Source organism: Nocardioides bruguierae (assembly GCF_023656415.1).
In the GTDB taxonomy this organism is placed as follows: Bacteria; Actinomycetota; Actinomycetes; order Propionibacteriales; family Nocardioidaceae; genus Nocardioides; species Nocardioides bruguierae.
The window spans coordinates 167,411-183,961 of the sequence record NZ_JAMOIL010000002.1; the positions used below are offsets into that span (position 1 = coordinate 167,411).

At 75.5% G+C, this 16,551-nt stretch carries 14 protein-coding genes; 5 read left to right on the forward strand and 9 right to left on the reverse strand.

The features are described from left to right. Positions 1-22 precede the first annotated feature (22 nt). The 5 genes from M8330_RS03250 to M8330_RS03270 all read right to left on the reverse strand — a co-directional run bounded on the left by M8330_RS03250 (position 23) and on the right by M8330_RS03270 (position 3,744). Positions 23-349, reverse strand: coding sequence for a putative WhiB-interacting protein (locus tag M8330_RS03250; protein WP_250826169.1), 327 nt, complete (start codon positions 347-349; stop codon positions 23-25). 46 nt (positions 350-395) lie between these two features. Further along, positions 396-554, reverse strand: a complete 159-nt coding sequence (locus M8330_RS03255) for a hypothetical protein (RefSeq protein ID WP_250826170.1) — start codon at positions 552-554, stop codon at positions 396-398. A 110-nt stretch (positions 555-664) separates the two neighbouring features. After that, entirely contained in the window at positions 665-976 is a 312-nt protein-coding gene (locus M8330_RS03260; RefSeq protein ID WP_272494740.1) for a WhiB family transcriptional regulator, read from the reverse strand. A gap of 183 nt (positions 977-1,159) precedes the next feature. Further along, a complete protein-coding gene (locus M8330_RS03265; RefSeq protein ID WP_250826171.1) occupies positions 1,160-1,483 on the reverse strand; it encodes a hypothetical protein in 324 nt (107 codons plus the stop codon). Positions 1,484-1,683: 200 nt separating this feature from the next. Beyond that, positions 1,684-3,744 carry an ATP-dependent DNA helicase UvrD2 gene (locus M8330_RS03270; protein ID WP_250826172.1) on the reverse strand — a complete coding sequence of 687 codons (2,061 nt, stop codon included), beginning with the start codon at positions 3,742-3,744 and terminating at the stop codon, positions 1,684-1,686. A 74-nt stretch (positions 3,745-3,818) separates the two neighbouring features. On the opposite strand from M8330_RS03270, the gene M8330_RS03275 reads away from it, so the two are divergent. Next, a complete protein-coding gene (locus tag M8330_RS03275) occupies positions 3,819-4,067 on the forward strand; it encodes a mycoredoxin (protein WP_250052851.1) in 249 nt (82 codons plus the stop codon). Positions 4,068-4,149: 82 nt separating this feature from the next. On the opposite strand, the gene nudC is transcribed toward M8330_RS03275, so the two are convergent. After that, a complete protein-coding gene (gene nudC, locus M8330_RS03280) occupies positions 4,150-5,103 on the reverse strand; it encodes an NAD(+) diphosphatase (protein WP_250826173.1) in 954 nt (317 codons plus the stop codon). Positions 5,104-5,193: 90 nt separating this feature from the next. Between nudC and M8330_RS03285 the strand changes: the two genes are divergently transcribed. Next, the gene (locus M8330_RS03285; protein ID WP_250826174.1) at positions 5,194-6,330 is read left to right on the forward strand and encodes an FAD-dependent oxidoreductase; all 1,137 of its coding nucleotides are present in this window, start codon (positions 5,194-5,196) and stop codon (positions 6,328-6,330) included. Here M8330_RS03285 and M8330_RS03290 read toward each other — a convergent pair. Both M8330_RS03290 and M8330_RS03295 read right to left on the reverse strand, forming a co-directional pair. Beyond that, on the reverse strand, positions 6,308-9,604 hold the full coding sequence (locus tag M8330_RS03290) for an ATP-dependent helicase (protein WP_250826175.1): 3,297 nt from the start codon (positions 9,602-9,604) through the stop codon (positions 6,308-6,310). The genes M8330_RS03285 and M8330_RS03290 overlap by 23 nt on opposite strands. After that, complete coding sequence (locus M8330_RS03295) at positions 9,601-12,960, reverse strand: ATP-dependent helicase (protein ID WP_250826176.1); 3,360 nt, start codon at positions 12,958-12,960, stop codon at positions 9,601-9,603. The genes M8330_RS03290 and M8330_RS03295 overlap by 4 nt, the downstream gene beginning before the upstream one ends. A gap of 117 nt (positions 12,961-13,077) precedes the next feature. Here M8330_RS03295 and M8330_RS03300 point away from each other — a divergent pair, with 117 nt between their 5' ends. Further along, positions 13,078-14,682 carry an alkaline phosphatase D family protein gene (locus M8330_RS03300; RefSeq protein WP_250826177.1) on the forward strand — a complete coding sequence of 535 codons (1,605 nt, stop codon included), beginning with the start codon at positions 13,078-13,080 and terminating at the stop codon, positions 14,680-14,682. Positions 14,683-14,800: 118 nt separating this feature from the next. Continuing rightward, positions 14,801-15,418: a DJ-1/PfpI family protein gene (locus tag M8330_RS03305; RefSeq protein WP_250826178.1), complete on the forward strand. Its 618-nt coding sequence runs from the start codon at positions 14,801-14,803 to the stop codon at positions 15,416-15,418. Here M8330_RS03305 and M8330_RS03310 read toward each other — a convergent pair. Next, complete coding sequence (locus M8330_RS03310) at positions 15,407-15,856, reverse strand: cupin domain-containing protein (protein ID WP_250052882.1); 450 nt, start codon at positions 15,854-15,856, stop codon at positions 15,407-15,409. The two genes, M8330_RS03305 and M8330_RS03310, sit on opposite strands and share 12 nt — an antisense overlap. 18 nt (positions 15,857-15,874) lie before the next feature. On the opposite strand from M8330_RS03310, the gene M8330_RS03315 reads away from it, so the two are divergent. Further along, on the forward strand, positions 15,875-16,549 hold the full coding sequence (locus M8330_RS03315) for a TIGR00266 family protein (RefSeq protein WP_250052883.1): 675 nt from the start codon (positions 15,875-15,877) through the stop codon (positions 16,547-16,549). Positions 16,550-16,551 lie beyond the last annotated feature (2 nt).

The window sequence follows — 16,551 nt, forward strand, 5'->3', positions numbered from 1 at the left end:
CTGTGCGTGGTGCTGGTGCTCATCAGAGCGCCCGCGCGAGCGCGAGGCGTGCCCGGAGGGCGGCGGCCTCGGCGCGGCGGGACAGGCGCTGCGCGCGGGCGAGGTGGTACCCCCGCCGCTGCTCGTGCGCAGCGTCGAGACGGGCGGTTCTCTGGGCCCGTGCCAGTTCCTCTGGCATGAGGTGCATGTCGGTGCTCCCGGTCTGGTGGTGCTGGTGCTGGTGCTGGGCGCCCGGGCCCGTGGTCGGGCTCGGGTGGGGGCCGGCGTCGCCGGCGTGGTCGCCCCGGACGGGACGGGTGAGGGCGGTGGTCTCGGCGGCGCGCTCGCGCTGCTCGGTCACGGTGATCACGTCACGTGCTCCTTCGCGGTCTCGGTCGTGTGCTCTGCGCGGGTGCTCAGAGAGCCCGGGACAGGTCGGCGCGGGCAGCGGCGGCGGCGCGGGACGCCCGGCGGGCGAAGCGCTGCGCGCGGCTGAGGTCGTGGTCGCGACGGCGGCGGGCCGCGTCGTCCACGCGTGCGGCGATCTGCTGGCGGGCGAGGAAGTCGGCGTTCACGGTGTCTCCTGGTGAGGTCTTCCGATCAGTGCTGATCGGGGGTTGGTCGGGTGTGGGTCGGGATGGATGGGCGGGTGTTGGGGGGGTGGGACGGGGGCGAAGGAGAAGGCTCACGCGGCGTTCTCGTTCTTGCGGGGACGGCCGCGGGGCCGCTTGCGCGGGACCACGACACCGGCCAGGAACAGCTGGCCTCCCCACACGCCCCACGGCTCGCGGCGCTCGAGGGCGCCGTCGAGGCAGAGGTCGCGCACCGGGCAGCTCAGGCAGAGGGCCTTCGCAGCCTCGACGTCGGCGGGCGACTCGGCGAACCAGAGCTCGGGGTTCTCGACCCGGCACGGCATCGCCTCGTCCGCTGCGGTCCCCACGTCGTGGAGCTGCCCGAGGGTCAGCTCGGTCAGCGGGTCCAGAACGTAGGCGGTCATGTCTCGTCTCACCTCCTCTCGGTGACCTGGTGGGTTCGTCTGCTTCGAGGGCGGACCCGACGGCCGGTGCGTCTCCCGCTGCTCCTGCGCACCGGATCGGTCGGTGCTCAGGGGCCCGGGAAACACGAAGGCCGCGGACCCTGTCGGGTTCCGCGGCCTGGAGGCTGCTGCTGAGACGAGGTCTCAGGCGGGCGGTCTCCAGGGGGCGGTACCCGGGGTGTGGGCAAAGATCGGCTTCACGGCGACGGTGCGCTGCTGCGCGTCCACGACGGTCGTCTCGGTCATGCCCCGGTAGGACAGACCTCGGGCGTCGACGGACGCACGGGTGCCCTGGGCACGATCACGGACGGCAGCGGACGCACCGGTGCCGAGGACGGCCTCGGAACCGGCCCAGCCGGCCCAGCCCGCGAACGGGGAGGTGCCGCGCAGGGAGGCGGACGCAGACGTGTGGGCGCACGGCGCGCTGAACGGCGCGGTGCGGCTGATCGTGGCGATCATCGTGTTCATCTGCTCCACCTCCTTCGGTGATCGGGCGCCGGCCGTGGCAGGGCCGTGGTGCGCGGGTGAGTACGTGGGCAGCACGGTATCGGCGTCCCGTTGTAAGGGGCAAACTATTTTCTTGGTGATTTCAGATTTTCTTCTCACCAGCGGTTCCCGCCCGCGTGGGGACGCCTCCCGGAGTGGCGCAGCCCACCCGTCCGGGTCGGTCAGGCCAACAGCGCGAGGACGTCGTCCCCGTACTTCTCCACCTTGCCGCGGCCGATCCCGGCGATCTTGAGCAGCTGGGTCTCGTCGGCGGGGCGCAGCTCCGCGATCAGCTGGAGCGTGGCGTCGGTGAAGACCACGTAGGCGGGCACCTTGTCGGCGTCCGCACGCTCCTTGCGCCAGGTGCGCAGCTGCTCGTAGAGCGCCTCGTCGTAGGAGGCGGGGCAGTCGGAGCAGCGGCCGCGCTTCTTCTCGGCGGGGCCGCCGAGCGGCTTGCCGCACTCGCGGCACGTCAGGGCCCGGCCCGAGCGGCGCCGCCCCGCGTCGGGGTCGGGGCGGGCGGACGCCGGCAGCACCGCGTCCAGGAACCGGGAGGGCTTGCGGGTGCCGCGGCCGCCGGGGTTGCGGGCGGCCGACCACGACAGCTCGAGCCGCTCCCGGGCCCGGGTGACGCCCACGTAGAGCAGGCGGCGCTCCTCCTCGACCTGGGTCGGGGTCTCGGCGTAGGTGATGGGCAGCGTGCCGTCCTGGAGGCCGACGCAGAACACCACGTCCCACTCCAGGCCCTTGGCGGCGTGGAAGGTGGCGAGCGTGACCCCGTCGGCGACGGGGGCGTGCTGCTCGGCCGCGCGCCGGTCGAGGTCGTCGACCAGCGCGCCCAGCGGGTCCTCGGTGCCCTCGGCGGCCGCGGCGGTGAGGAAGGTCTCGGCCTGGTCGCGCAGCGCCTGCCACGACTCCCAGCGGTCGCGGGTCTGGCCGCGCGCCGACGGCGCCTGCTGCGTCCACCCCATGGCCGCGAGGGTGGCGTGCACGACCTCGAGCGGCTCGTCGTCGACCTGACCGGAGCGGGCGGCACCGCGCAGCCGGGTGACGGCCTCGCGGACCTCGGGCCGGTCGAAGAACCGGCCGGCGCCGCGGACGACGTAGGGCAGCCCGCGGGCCGCGAGGGCCTCCTCGAACTTCTCAGACATCGCGTTGATGCGGAAGAGGACGGCGACCTCGCCGAGCGAGCGTCCCTCCTTCTTCAGCGCGAGCACGCGGGCCGCGACCTCCTCGGCCTCCGCGACCTCGTCGGGGGCGGGGCGGAACGCGACCTCGGGACCGCCCTCGCGCTGGGCGCGCAGCTGCACCCCCTGGCTGGGGCTGCCCGCCAGCAGGTCGTTGGCGAGCCCCACCACCTGGGGGGTGCTCCGGTAGCTGCGCACCAGCTCCACCGAGGTGGTGCCGGGGAACTTCGCGCCGAAGTCGCGCAGGTAGGCGGCGTCCGCGCCGGCGAACGAGTAGATCGTCTGCGCCGGGTCACCGACCACGCAGAGCTCGTCGCGGCCCCCCAGCCAGAGGTCGAGCAGCGCCGACTGGAGCGGCGAGACGTCCTGGAACTCGTCGACGACGAACCACTTGTACTGCTTGCGCACCTGCGCCGCGACGCGCTCCTCCTCGGCCAGGAGACCGGCCGTGAGCAGCAGCGCGTCCTCCATGTCCATGCGCCCCTCGGCGCGCTTGACCTCCTCGTAGGCGCCCAGCACCCGCGCGACGGTCTCGTGGTCGAGCCCGTTGACCGAGCGACCGCGGGCCTCGGCGAGCCGGGGGTAGGTCTCGGGGTCGACGTTGCTGACCTTCGACCACTCGATCTCCCCCGCCAGGTCGCGCAGCGTGGCCTGGTCGAGCCGCAGGCGCAGGCGCCGCGCGGCGCCGGCGACCATGCCGAGCTTCGACTCCGTCAGCTCCGGCAGGCCGGTGCCGTGCACGTGCGGCCAGAAGTACCGCAGCTGGCGCAGCGCGGCGGAGTGGAACGTGCGGGCCTGGACCCCGCCCGCCCCGAGCGTGCGCAGGCGCTGACGCATCTCGCCCGCCGCCCGCGTCGTGAAGGTCACCGCCAGCACCTCGGTGGGCACGTACAGCCCGCTGGCCACGCCGTAGGCGACCCGGTGGGTGATCGCGCGGGTCTTGCCGGTCCCGGCCCCCGCCAGCACGCGGACCGGGCCGCGCAGGGTCTCGGCCACCTGTCGCTGCTCGGGGTCGAGGGCGGCCAGCAGGGCCTCGGGGCCGGACGGCGACGACATGGGTGGGAACAACTCCGCTCACGGGTGGGTTGGGCAGTGCGTCCCACACCCTAGATCCCGGAGGCGACAGACCGATGAGCGCCGGCTTCACCATGTACAGCACCCCCTGGTGCGGCTACTGCCACCGACTCAAGAGCCAGCTCGACCGCGAGGGCATCGGCTTCGAGGTCGTCGACATCGAGGCCCAGCCCGAGGCCGCCGCCCTGGTGGAGAAGGTCAACAACGGCAACCAGACCGTGCCGACCCTGGTCTATTCCGACGGCACGGCGCAGACGAACCCGTCGCTGGCGCAGGTGAAGGCGAAGCTCGCCGAGCTGGCCTGAGCGCCCCGCACGTCGGCCCGACCGCTGCTCCCCGGCGGTCGGGCCGACGTGCGTCCGGGGACGGAGTCACCGGGCAGGGGGCTCACCACGAGCCGGGCAGCTCCCCGCCGTACCAGGCCTCGATCAGCGACCGGCTGATCGAGAGCCCCTGCGGCAGCACGACCGTGCCCGCCTGCGTGTGCTCCAGCAGCTCGGCGCGGGTGAACCAGCGCGCGTCGGTGAGCTCCTCGTCGAGCAGCGCCACCTCGGTCGTCGTCGCCCGTCCGGTGAAGCCCAGCATCAGGCTCTGCGGCAGCGGCCAGGGCTGGTTGCCGAAGTAGTCCACCTGCCCGACGTGCACGCCGGCCTCCTCGTGCACCTCCCGGCGCACCGCGTCCTCCATGGTCTCCCCCGGCTCGCAAAACCCGGCCAGCGTGGAGTAGCGGCCCTCGGGCCACACGGACTGGTGCCCGAGCAGCGCCGTCTCCTCCGCCGACCCGGGCTCGCCGTGGCTGATCAGCATGATCACCGCCGGGTCCATCCGCGGGAACTGCGGGTGGTCGTGGGCCTCGCAGCGCATCTCGTGCCCGCCCTTGACCAAGCGCAGCGGCGAGGAGCAGCGCGGGCAGAAGCGGGTGGCCCGCCGCCACTCGGCCATGCCGATCGCGTGCATGAGGACGGGGCCGGGCACCGCGTCGTCGGCGTCCGGCGCCGCCAGGGCGTCGACCACCTCCATCAGCAGGGCCCGCAGGCTGAACCAGCCCTCGGCCTCGGGCGCCGGGTCGGGCAGCAGCACGGCGAACCACGTCCGCCCGCCGGTCTCGCCGAGCAGCACCCGCTCCCCCTGGCCGCCCTCCGCCGGGCCGACCTGGCCCTGCTCGTCCGGCCTGGACCACGCCACGCCGCCCTCCGGCCGCCGCTGCACCTGCGCCCCGGCGAGCACCAGCACCCGGGTGGTCGGGTCGGACCAGCGGGCGTCCAGCCAGGACTGGTCGCGTCGGTGCTCCGCGAGGCGGGCGTGGGCGGGGGTCGCGAGTCTCTCGTGCGGGGCGGTCACGCCTCGACGCTACTGGGCGCCGCTCACCCGCTCCTCGCCCGTCTCGACGCTCGTCGGAACAGGGCGCGGCACCTCGTGCGTTGACCGGTCGTGGACGAGCGGACGGAGCCCTGGCCGGCGGTGGTCGTGGGCGCGGGGCAGGCCGGCCTGGCCGCGTCCTACCACCTGGGCAGGCTCGGCATCGAGCACGTGGTGCTCGACGCCGACGAGGGACCGGGCGGTGCCTGGCGGCACCGGTGGGACTCGCTGACGATGCACGACGTGCACGGCGTCGCGGACCTCCCCGACGACCACGCCCCCGCGCCCGACCCGGCCGGCCGCGCCAACCAGGTGGTGCCCGCACGGTTCGCCGCCTACGAGGCCCGGCACGGGCTCCCCGTCGTCCGCCCGGTGCGGGTGGAGAGGGTCGAGGACGCCGGCGGCGGGCTGCTCCGGGTCACGGCGGCGCCTGCCGACGGGCGGGTGCGCGGGTGGACGACCCGCACCCTGGTCAACGCCACCGGTACCTGGACCCGGCCGTTCGTGCCGCACTACCCGGGTCTGGAGCGCTTCGCGGGCCTCCAGGTGCACACCCACGACTACCCCGGCGCCGAGGCGTTCCGCGGTCTGCGCACCGTGGTGGTGGGAGCCGGGGCGAGCGCCGTGCAGCTCCTGGGCGAGGTCGCGCTGGTCACCGACACCCTCTGGGTGACGCGCCGGCCGCCCGTGTGGCGCACCGATGACTTCACCCCCGAGGCCGGCCGCGAGGCCGTGGCGCTCGTGGAGGACCGGGTGCGACGCGGCCTGCCGCCCGCCAGCGTGGTGAGCGTGACCGGGCTCGTGCTGCGCGAGCAGGAGCGGGCCGCTGAGGCGCTCGGTGCCTACGCGGACCCGCGGCCGGTGTTCTCCTCCGTGGAGCCGCACGGGGTCCGGTTCGCCGACGGCTCCGTCGAGCCCGTCGACGCGATCCTGTGGGCGACCGGGTTCCGCCCCGCGATCGGCCACCTCGCTCCCCTGCGGCTGCGCAGCGCCGCCGGCGGTGTCCAGCTGGACCGCCACGGCACCACCGCGGTCGCCGACCCGCGGGTGCAGCTGGTCGGCTACGGCCCCTCGGCCAGCACCATCGGCGCGCAGAAGGCCGGCCGCTTCGCCGCCCTCGGCGTGCGCCGTGCCCTCCGCGGGGAGGCCGTCGGGCCGGCATCCGCAGACCCCGCAGGTGCGGCCGTCACGGGCGCAGCAGCGCGGTGATCTCCTCCCGGTCCGGCAGCCGTCGCGGCTCGACCAGGCTGCCGCTGCGCACGTAGTAGAACCCGCACCGCACCTCGTCGGGGTCCAAGCCCTCGAGCTCGGCCCAGGCGAGGCGGTACAGCGCCAGCTGGAGGGGGTCGGAGTCGGCTCGGCGACTGGTCTTCCAGTCCACGACCAGGAACGACCCGTCGGGCTCGCGGTAGACCGCGTCGATCCGGCCGCGCACCACCTGGCCGTCGAGCACGAGCGCGAACGGCGCCTCCACCCGGTGCGGCACCCTGCTGCCGAACGGCCCCTCCTCGAAGGCGCGGGTGAGCTCGGCCAGGTCGGCGTCGTCCTCGATCCCCGCGTCGCCCTGCCCCGGGAGGTCCTCGTCCTCGAAGAGGCCCTGCTGGCCGAAGCGCGCCTCGACCCACGCGTGGAACCGGGTGCCGAACCGGGCAGCCGGCGCCGGGGGGCGCGGCATCGGCCGGGCGAGGTCGCGGGCGAAGGACTCGGGGTCGTCGCGCAGCCGCGCGACCGAGGTGGCTGAGAGGCTGGAGGGGCGTGGCACCTCGATCACGTCGGCCCGGTCACGGCGGGCCTCCGCGAGCAGCCGCTCCACCTCCGCGTCCCACTCGGCGACGACGGCGGCCTCGACCATGTCCAGGTCGTCGTCCGGCTCGGCCGGCTCCGCCTCAACGACGCGGCGCGCCGCCTCCAGGCGCAGCCGGGTCTCGCGCCCGGCGACCGTCACCGGCCAGGGCCGCGAGGGGTCGACCGCGTCGTAGGGGTTGGGGTCGTCCTTGTCGGGCTTGTCCCGCCAGGTCGGCACCTCCTCGCCCCAGGACTCGATCACCTCCCGCACGGTCTGCTGGTAGGACGACGGCCCGAACGGCGTCTTCCGCTCGCTCCAGCAGTAGCTGGAGACCTCGAGCAGGTGCGCGGCGCGGGTGACGGCGACGTAGCCGAGCCGCAGCTCCTCCTCGGCGTCGTTGGCCTTGGTCTCCTTGCGGTAGGCGTCGAGGGCGGCCTTGTCCCAGCCCCTCAGCTGGGGCAGGTCGGCGGCGTCGCCGCGCAGCGGGGCCGGGAGCACCGCGGGCGAGGAGGTCCACAGCGTCCGGGACCGGTTGCTGGGGAACCGGGTGTCGCAGACGCCGACGAGGAACACCGCGTCCCACTCCAGGCCCTTGGAGCGGTGGACCGTCAGCAGCTTCACCGAGTCCGCCTCGGTGGGCGTCGCGACGTCCAGGCCGTTGCCCTGGTCGTCCTCGGCGGTGAGGTAGGCCAGCAGCGCCGCCAGCGTCACCGCGCCGTCGACGGCCTGGAAGTCCGCGACCGCGCGGACGAACAGGTCCAGGTTGTCGCGTCGGGCCGGCGCCGCGGGGCTGACCGCGGAGGCCAGCTCCACGTCGGCACCGGTGGTGTCGATGATGCGGCGGACCACGTCCAGCAGCGGCTCCCCCACCAGCGTGCGCAGGAACCGCAGCTCGGCGGCCAGCAGCCCGAAGCGCTCGCGCGCCTGCGGCGAGTAGGGCAGGTCGCCGGGGTCGGCGAGCGCGTCGTCGAGGCTCGGCACCTCGGCCGGGTCGACCCCGTCCGCGATCGCCACCAGCGCCTCGCGCACGTCCGCGTGCTCCACCCGGTGCCGGCTGCCGGCGATCTCCTGGGCCCGGTTGAACAGCAGCCGCAGGTCGCGCGGACCGATCGCCCAGCGCGCACCCGAGAGCAGCGTCACCAGCGACTCGTTGGCGGTGACGTCGTCCAGCAGGTGCAGCACCGCCACCACCTCGGCCACCTCCGGCAGCCGTAGCAGGCCGGAGAGGCCGACGATCTCGACCGGCACCCCGGCCTGCCCGAGCGCGTCGAAGACGTCCGCGGCGTGCGCGTTGTCCCGGGTCAGCACGCCGATCTTGGCCCAGGGGGTGCCCGCGTCGTGGGCACCGCGCACCTCACCGGCCAACGCGAGCAGCTCGTCGGCGTGGGTCTCGTGCACCGCCACCCGCACGGTGCCGGCCGGGGCGTCCTCGGGCGCCCGCAGGGGCTGGACGTCGCGGTACTTCTCCAGCAGCGGCCCGGCCAGGGTGTTGGCGACCTCGAGGATGCGCGCCCGCGAGCGCCGGTTCACCGTGAGGTGGTAGAGCCCGACCTGCCCGCCCTCGGCTGCCGGGAAGGAGTCGGCGAAGGTGAGGATGTTGGAGACCGACGCCCCGCGCCAGCCGTAGATCGCCTGGTTCGGGTCGCCCACGGCCGTGACCGCGTGCCCGCGGCCGGCGCCCTCGGGGCCCGAGAACAGCCGGGCCAGGAACAGCGCCTGCGCCACCGAGGTGTCCTGGTACTCGTCCAGCAGCACCACCCGGTACTGGGACCGCTGGGCCTCGCCCACCGCCGGCTGCTGGTCGGCCAGCCGCGCGGCCAGCTCGATCTGGTCGGAGAAGTCCATCAGCCCGAGCTCGCGCTTGAGCCGCCGGTAGCCCCCGACGAGGCCGAGCAGCTCCGCGCGCCGGTCCAGCACGTCGATGCTGGTGCGCAGCGCGTCGAGGTGGGTCTTGCGGTGCTTGCCCGCCTCCTCCTCGAGGACGGCGCGACCGAACCCGGCCCGGGCCTCGGCGTCGGTGGCGAGCACGTCGTCGGGGCCGACGAGGTGCTCGCTCATCGCACCGTCCAGCGCCAGCAGCTGCTGGATCACCGTCGGCGGGTGGTCGGAGAGCCGCTCGACCTCGCCCGTCCAGCCGGCCACCACCCGGGCGCCCAGCTGGTAGCGGGCCGCGTCGGTGATCACCCGGGTGTCGGGCTCGTGCCCGATCCGCAGCCCGTGCTCGGTGAGCAGGTTGGCCGCGTAGGCGTTGTAGGTCAGGACGCTCGGCTCCAGGACCTCCTCGACCTCCTCCCCGGCGCCGGGCACCGGGCGGGCGGGCTCGCTGAGCAGGCCGGCCTCCGCCAGAGCCGTGCGCACCCGCTGCCGCAGCTCGCTGGCGGCCTTGGTGGTGAAGGTGAGACCGAGCACCTGCTCGGGCCGCACCTGCCCGGTCGCCACCAGGTAGACCACGCGGGCGGCCATGAGCGTCGTCTTGCCCGAGCCCGCGCCGGCCACGACCACCGCCGGCTCCAGCGGCGCCGAGATCGCGGCCCACTGCTCCGGGCTCGGGGCGAACTTCGTGCCCATCAGCCGCTGGAGGTCCTCCGGCGTCTCCAGCCGGTGACGCGGCCGTGCCGGCTGCTCCGCCTCGAGGTCGGGGAGGGCGAAGAGCCCGTCGTCGGTCTCGTGGTGCTCGTGGTCCGTCGGGTCGCTCACTGGGTCACCACCGCTCCCGCGGACTTGATCGGGCACAGGGGCACGAAGGGACAGTCGCGGCAGTGCTGGCCCGCGATCGCCGGGAACGACTCCTGCCGGAGCATGACCGCCGCACGCCGGAGGCGGGTGCCCAGCTCGGCCCGGAACGGGCCGTCGGGGTCGGGCGCCTCCTGGGCCTGGACGACGGCGGTCTCGCTGTCCTCCAGCCCCAGCTGCACCAGCTCCGCACCGCCGGCCCGTGCCGGGGCCCCGACGAGACCGTCGACCGCACCCTCGTCGACCGCCAGCTGGTAGACCCCCAGCTGGAGGTGCTGCTCGACCGACTTGTTCGACGGCTTGGAGCGTCCGGTCTTGAGATCCACCACCACGACACCGCCCTGGGCGTCCAGCTCCACCCGGTCGGCGTAGCCGTGCAGCCGCACCTGCTCGCCGTCGTCCAGGTCGAGCACGGTGCCGAAGCGCGCCTCGGTGCCCACCAGGCGTCGCCCGCCTGCGTGGTGCCAGGTCAGGAACTTGGCGCAGGCGTGGCGGATGCGGGCGTACTCGCGCTGGGCCGACCAGGGGGTGCGGAACTCCAGCCGCCCCCACACCTCGTCGACGTGGCCCATGAGCACGTCCACGTCGTCGGGGCCGGCCTCGATCTCGCCCGCCGCCACCTTCTCGGCCAGGGCGTGCACGATCTGGCCCAGGTTCGCGGACTGGTGGGCCCGGACCACGCCGCCGGCCTCCTGCGCCAGGAACCACTGCATGGGGCAGACGCCGAGCGCCTCCAGCACCGACGCGCTCAGCGGCACCGGCTCGTCGGCCGGGCGCACCGGCTCCGGCGCGACGCTCGCCGCCCGGGTGCCCCACCAGGACGACGGGTGCGCCTGCGGCACGAGACGCCTGGCGCCGGGCTCGGTCGAGGAGCCCACCAGCTCACCGGAGAGCCGCGCGAGGCGTCGTGCGGCCGCCCGCCGCAGCCCCTCGGGCTGCTCGGGATCGGCGAGGGTCCGCCGCAGCTCGGCCACGAGGCCGTCCATGGACAGGGGCCGCCGGGGGCGCCCGACCACGTGCTCGACCTCCAGGCCCAGCTCCTCGAGGAACCGGGAGGGTTGCTCCCCCTCGTCCTCGGGGCTGCGGACGGCGGTGACGACCAGGCGGCTGCGGGCGCGCGTGCAGGCCACGTAGAACAGGCGCCGCTCCTCGGCGAGCAGCTCGCGCGCGGAGGTCGGCGGCACCAGCTCGCCGAGCGCCCCGCCGGGGCCGGTGCGCCCCTGGCCGATCCGGTCGGCCTGGAGGAGCGTGGACCGGCGGCGCAGGTCGGGCCAGCCCTCGGCCTGCACGTGCGCGACGACCACGAGGTCCCACTCCAGGCCCTTGGACCGGTGGGCCGTCAGCAGTCGCACGGCCGCGCCCCGGGTGCCGCGGTCGGCCAGGGTGTCGCCCGGGATCTGCTGGGCCACCAGCGTGGAGAGGAACGACGAGACCCCCAGGTGGTCGCGCTGCTCGCCGGCACGCGCGGCGACCTCGAACAGGGCGCACACGGAGTCGAGGTCGCGGTGGGCACGACGGGCCGCGGCACCGCCCGCCTCGACGGCGCGACGCAGCCGGGCCGGCCAGCCGGTGCCGGACCACAGGTCCCACAGCAGCTCCTCGGCGGTGTCCCCGTCGTCCAGCCGCGCGCGGGTGGCGGCGAGCAGCCGGGTCACCGCGAGCGCCCGTGCCAGCTCGGGGGCGTCCTCCGGTGCCGGCAGCACGCCCAGGTGCGCCTCGGCGAAGCCGGCGTCCACGACGAGCTCGCGCACCAGCTCCCGCGAGGGTCGCGGGGTGCGCTCCTGCTCGTGGGCCAGCTCCTTCTCCCGGGCGCGCAGCCGTCGGGCCAGCCTCCGCACCTCGCCGGCGTCCAGGCCGCCCAGCGGGCCGGTCAGCAGCGCCTCCGCGCGGGCGGGGCCGACGTGGTCCAGGTCCTCGGGCTCGCCCTCGGGCGCGGCGGGGGTGTCGAGGTGGACGACCGCGCGCAGCGCGTCGACGAGCGGCAGGACGGCGGGGTCCCGCACCAGCGGGACCTCGTCGCTGCCGACCTCCACCGGCACCCCGGCCGCGGCCAGCGCCCGCCGCAGCGGCGGGATCGTGGTGCGCCCGGAGCGGACCAGCACGGCCATGTCGTCCCAGGAGACGCCGCGCTCCAGGTGGGCGCGCCGCAGCAGGTCGGCCAGGTTCTCGGCCTCGGCGCGGTCGGTGTCGAACGTGCGGACCTGGACGCGGCCCTCGTCGCGGGCACCGCCCTCCGCGGCGGTGAGGGCGCGGGGCGCGAGGAACGCCTCGCGGGCGCCCTCGTCGATGGTGCCGGGCAGGCCGAGGCGTCCGGCCACGCGCTGGGAGGCGGCGAGAAGCCGCGGGCCGAAGCGGCGGGTGCTGCGCAGCGCGACGACCTCGGCCGCCCGTCCGTCGGCCCGCGGGAACGCGGTGGGGAACTCGAGGATGCCGCGCACCTCGGCGCCGCGGAAGCCGTAGATCGACTGGTGGGGGTCACCCACGACGACCAGGTCGCGGCCGTCGCCGGCCAGGGCACGCAGCAGCGCGACCTGCCCCGGGTCGGTGTCCTGGTACTCGTCGACGAAGACGTGCCGGATGCGCTCGCGGAGCATGCCGCGGTGCGCCTCCGCCTCGAGGGTCGCGCGGCGGATGAGGTCGGGGTGGTCGGTGGCGCCCTGGGCGTCGAGCACGGTGAGGTACTGGTCCAGGAAGAGGCCCGCCGCCACCAGCGCCGGCTCGCCCTCTCGACGCCCCAGCTCGGCCAGCGCCTCGCCCTCCAGGCCCTTCTCCCGGGCGCGGGAGAGGACGGCGTGCACCTCGCGGGCGAACCCCCGGGTGCCGAGGGCCCGCGTCAGGTCCTCGGGCCAGGCCACGGACTCCGGGGTGTCCGCCAGCAGCTCGCGCAGCACGACGTCGGACTCCGGCGCCGAGAGCAGCCGCAGCGGGGACTCGTAGAGCTCGGCCGGGGAGAGCTCGCGGATGAGGGCGTAGGCGAAGGAGTGGAACGTCATCGACAGCGGCGTCGCCATCGTCCGCCCGAGGCGGGCCGTCACCCGGTCGCGCAGCTGCTCGGCGGCCTTGCGGGAGAACGTCAGCGCCAGCACCTGGTCGGGGCGGGCGCCGTCCTCCACACGGCGGGCGATGGCCTCCACCAGCGTCGTGGTCTTGCCCGTGCCCGGCCCCGCCAGCACCAGCATCGGGCCGCCGGGGTGGTCGACGACGCGCTGCTGGTCCGCGTCCAGCACCGGCGGACGGCCCGCGGACGGCGGCGGCGCCAGCCGGTAGGCGGGGCCCGCCTGCCCCGCGCGGGCGGGTCGGTGGTCGGCAGCAGCGGTCATGACCCACATCAGACCACCCGGCGCCGACAGCCCGCGGCACCGGGCGTTCACCTCGACGTGGCGCTCCGCCACGCGCACGCCACCCGGGCGTGGCCGCGGCGCGGCAGCGTGCGGGGCATGCGCCCCCAGCGCCGCGGCCTCCCCCGGGTCGAGGACCTCCCCGTCACCCGCCGCGCCGTGGTCGGCACCGGCCTCTCCTCCGTGGTCCTGGTCGCGGCCGCACCACCCCTGGCCGACCTGGCCGGCGCGGCGGCCCGGCGCGAGCCGTTCACCCTGGGCGTGGCCAGCGGCGAGCCGTCCCCCGACTCCGTCGTGCTGTGGACCCGGCTGGCCCCGGACCCGCTCGCCGAGGACGGGCGCGGCGGCATGCCCGGGGTCGAGGTGCTGGTGCGCTGGGAGGTCGCCGAGGACGAGCGCTTCCGGCGGGTCGTCGCGCGCGGCCGGACGGTTGCCCGCCCGCGGGACGCGCACGCGGTGCACGTCGAGCCGCAGGGCCTGCGGCCGGGGCGTGAGTACTTCTACCGGTTCCGCACCGGGCTGCACCTCTCGCCGGTCGGCCGCACCCGCACGGCCCCCGCGCGCGGTTCCTCCCCGACGTCCGTGGACCTGGCGATCGCCTCGTGCGCGCAGCTGGAGCACGGGTACTTCACGGCCTACCGGCGCATCGCCGAGGACGCCCCGGACCTGGTGGTGCACCTCGGTGACTACCTCTACGAGTACGAGGCCGGCGGGTACGACCTGCCGCCCGTCGGGCTAGGCGGTCGGGTGCGCGACCACGCGGGGCCTGAGGCGCGCGACCTGGCCGGCTACCGACGCCGGCACGCGCAGTACAAGCTCGACCCCGACCTCCAGGCCCTGCAGGCCGCGGCGCCGATGGTGGTGGTGTGGGACGACCACGAGGTCGACAACAACTGGGCCGCCGGCACGCCGGAGGAGCTGGAGTGGCCCCAGCCCGACTTCGAGCAGCGGCGGGCGGCGGCCTTCCGCGCCTACTGGGAGCACCTGCCGCTGCGTCGTGGCCGGCGCCCCCGCGGCCTCGACGCCCGCATCTACCGCCGCCAGCACTGGGGCGACCTGCTCGCCCTGCACCTGATGGACACCCGCTCCTACCGCGACGACCAGGCCTGCCGCGACCTCAAGCGCGTCGGCTGCACGGCGGCGCTGGAGCCGGGGCGGACGATGCTCGGCCCGGGTCAGGAGACCTGGCTGGAGGCCGGCCTGCGGGGCTCGCGCGCCCGCTGGGACCTGCTCGGCCAGCAGGTGCCCTTCGCCCGCCGCGACACCGACCCCGGCGACGACCTCGAGCTCGTCATGGACTCCTGGGACGGCTACCCGGCCGACCGCGACCGGGTCACCGGCCTGCTCGGGCTGGCCGAGAACCCCGTCGTCCTCACCGGGGACGTGCACCGCCACTACGCGGCCCAGGTGCTCACCGACTACGACGCCCCCGACGCCGCGCCCGTGGCCGCGGAGCTGGTGACCACGTCGATCACCTCCGGCGGCGACGGCTCCGACCTACCGAGGGGCGGTGCCGCCGAGCTCGCCGCCAACCCGCACCTGCTGTGGGCGTCGAACCGGCGCGGCTGGGTCCGCGCCCGGCTGACGCCCGACGTCCTCACCGCCGACTTCGTCACCCTGCCCTTCGTCGAGCGCCGCGGAGCGGAGCCGTCGGTGGCCGCCACCTACGTCGTCGAGGCGGGGGTGCCCGGCCTCACCACCTGACGAGGACGACGGCGCCACGGACGAGGCGGGGCGGTGTTCCTGCCGACCTGCCACGACATCCTGCCGACCCCGCGGCGAGGCCTCCCGAGGACGCCGCCCGGCGAGCAGCATCGGGGCCATGAGCACCCGACGCGTCGCGATCCTGGCCTTCCCGGACATGGAGGTCCTGGACCACGCCGGCCCCTACGAGGTCTTCCACGTCGCCGGCGAGCTGGCCGCGGGGGTCGGCGCCCCCGGCTTCGAGGTCGTCTCCGTGGGGCTGCGGCCCGGTCCGGTGGCGGGCCGCGGCGGCTTCACCGTCGTCCCCGACCACACGATCGAGACCCTCCCCGGGACCGACCTGCTCGTCGTGCCCGGCGGCGCCGGCACCCGACCGCTGCTCGGCGACGAGGCGCTGGCCGCGTTCCTGCGCGAGCGGGCCGCCACCTGCGAGGCGCTGCTGAGCGTGTGCACCGGCGCGCTGCTCCTCGCGTCCGCGGGGCTGCTCGCCGGGCGACCCGCCCTGACCCACCACACCGCGCTCACCGAGCTGGCGGCGCTGGAGCCGACCGCCGAGGTCGTCACCGGCCGGCGCTTCGTGCGCACCGACGAGACCGTCTGGTGCTCGGGCGGCATCTCGGCCGGCATCGACCTCTCGCTGCACGTGGTCGAGACCCTGGCCGGGCGGCCGCTGCGCGACGCCGTCGTGGAGGAGATGGAGTGGGGCTGGTGCCAGGGCCGGGGCTCAGCCGACTGAGGGTCCGGCCTCCTCGGCCAGCTCGAAGTCGTCGAAGTCGAAGCCCGGCGAGACCAGGCAGGAGACCAGCGCGTGCTCGGGCGAGGTGACGGTGCGCTGCCAGGTGCCGGCGGGCACCAGCGCCTGGCCGTGCTCGCCGGCGGCGACGTCCGTGCCGATCGTGAGCGCGGGCCCCTCGACGGGCACCGGGCCCTGCCCGCCGAGCCGGAGCACGACGCGGCCCGTGTGCGCCAGCCAGGTCTCGTCGCTGGCGACGCGGTGCCAGGCCGAGGACTCGCCGGCCGGCAGCAGGAACCAGATGAGCGTGGCGGTGGGGCGGGTACGGCCGTCGGGCAGGGTCACCGTCACGGGGCTGACCCAGGTCCGCCGGTACCACCCGCCCTCGGGGTGCCGGACCAGCCCGAGGGTCCGGACCAGGGGGTGCGTCGCGTCGCTCATGCGGCCATGATGACGAGGGTGCAGACCGAGATCCTGTATCGCCCCGCGTACGCCGCCGCCCGCCTCGTCCTGGAGGCCGGTGAGCGGGTGAAGGCCGAGGCCGGAGCCATGGTCGCGATGTCCGGGGTGGAGATCGAGACCTCCACGCAGGGCGGCCTGCTCAAGGGGCTGCGGCGCAGCCTGCTCGGCGGGGAGTCGTTCTACGTCAACACCTTCACCGCGCAGGCGTCCGGCGCCGAGCTGTGGGTCGCCCCCGCCCTGCCGGGCGACATGGTGTCGTGGGAGCTCGAGCACCCCCTCCTGGTCACCTCGGGCTGCTACGTCGCGTCGTCCGCCGACGTGGACGTGGACACCTCGTGGGGCGGCGCGCGCACGTTCTTCAGCCGGGAGGGGCTGTTCCTGCTCCGGGTGACCGGCCGGGGCACCGTGGTGCTCTCCTCCTACGGCGCGATCCACCACGTGGACCTGCAGCCGGGGCAGACCTACACCTTCGACACCGGGCACCTCGTCGCCTGGAGCGAGGGGATGCAGTACGGGGTGCGCAAGGTCGGCGGCTGGAAGTCGACGCTGTTCTCCGGCGAGGGGCTGGTGACCGACTTCGTCGGCCCCGGCCGGGTCTACCTCCAGACCCGCAGCCAGGACGCGTTCCTGTCCTGGCTCATCCCCCAGCTGCCGCAGCCCTCCAGCAGCTGAGC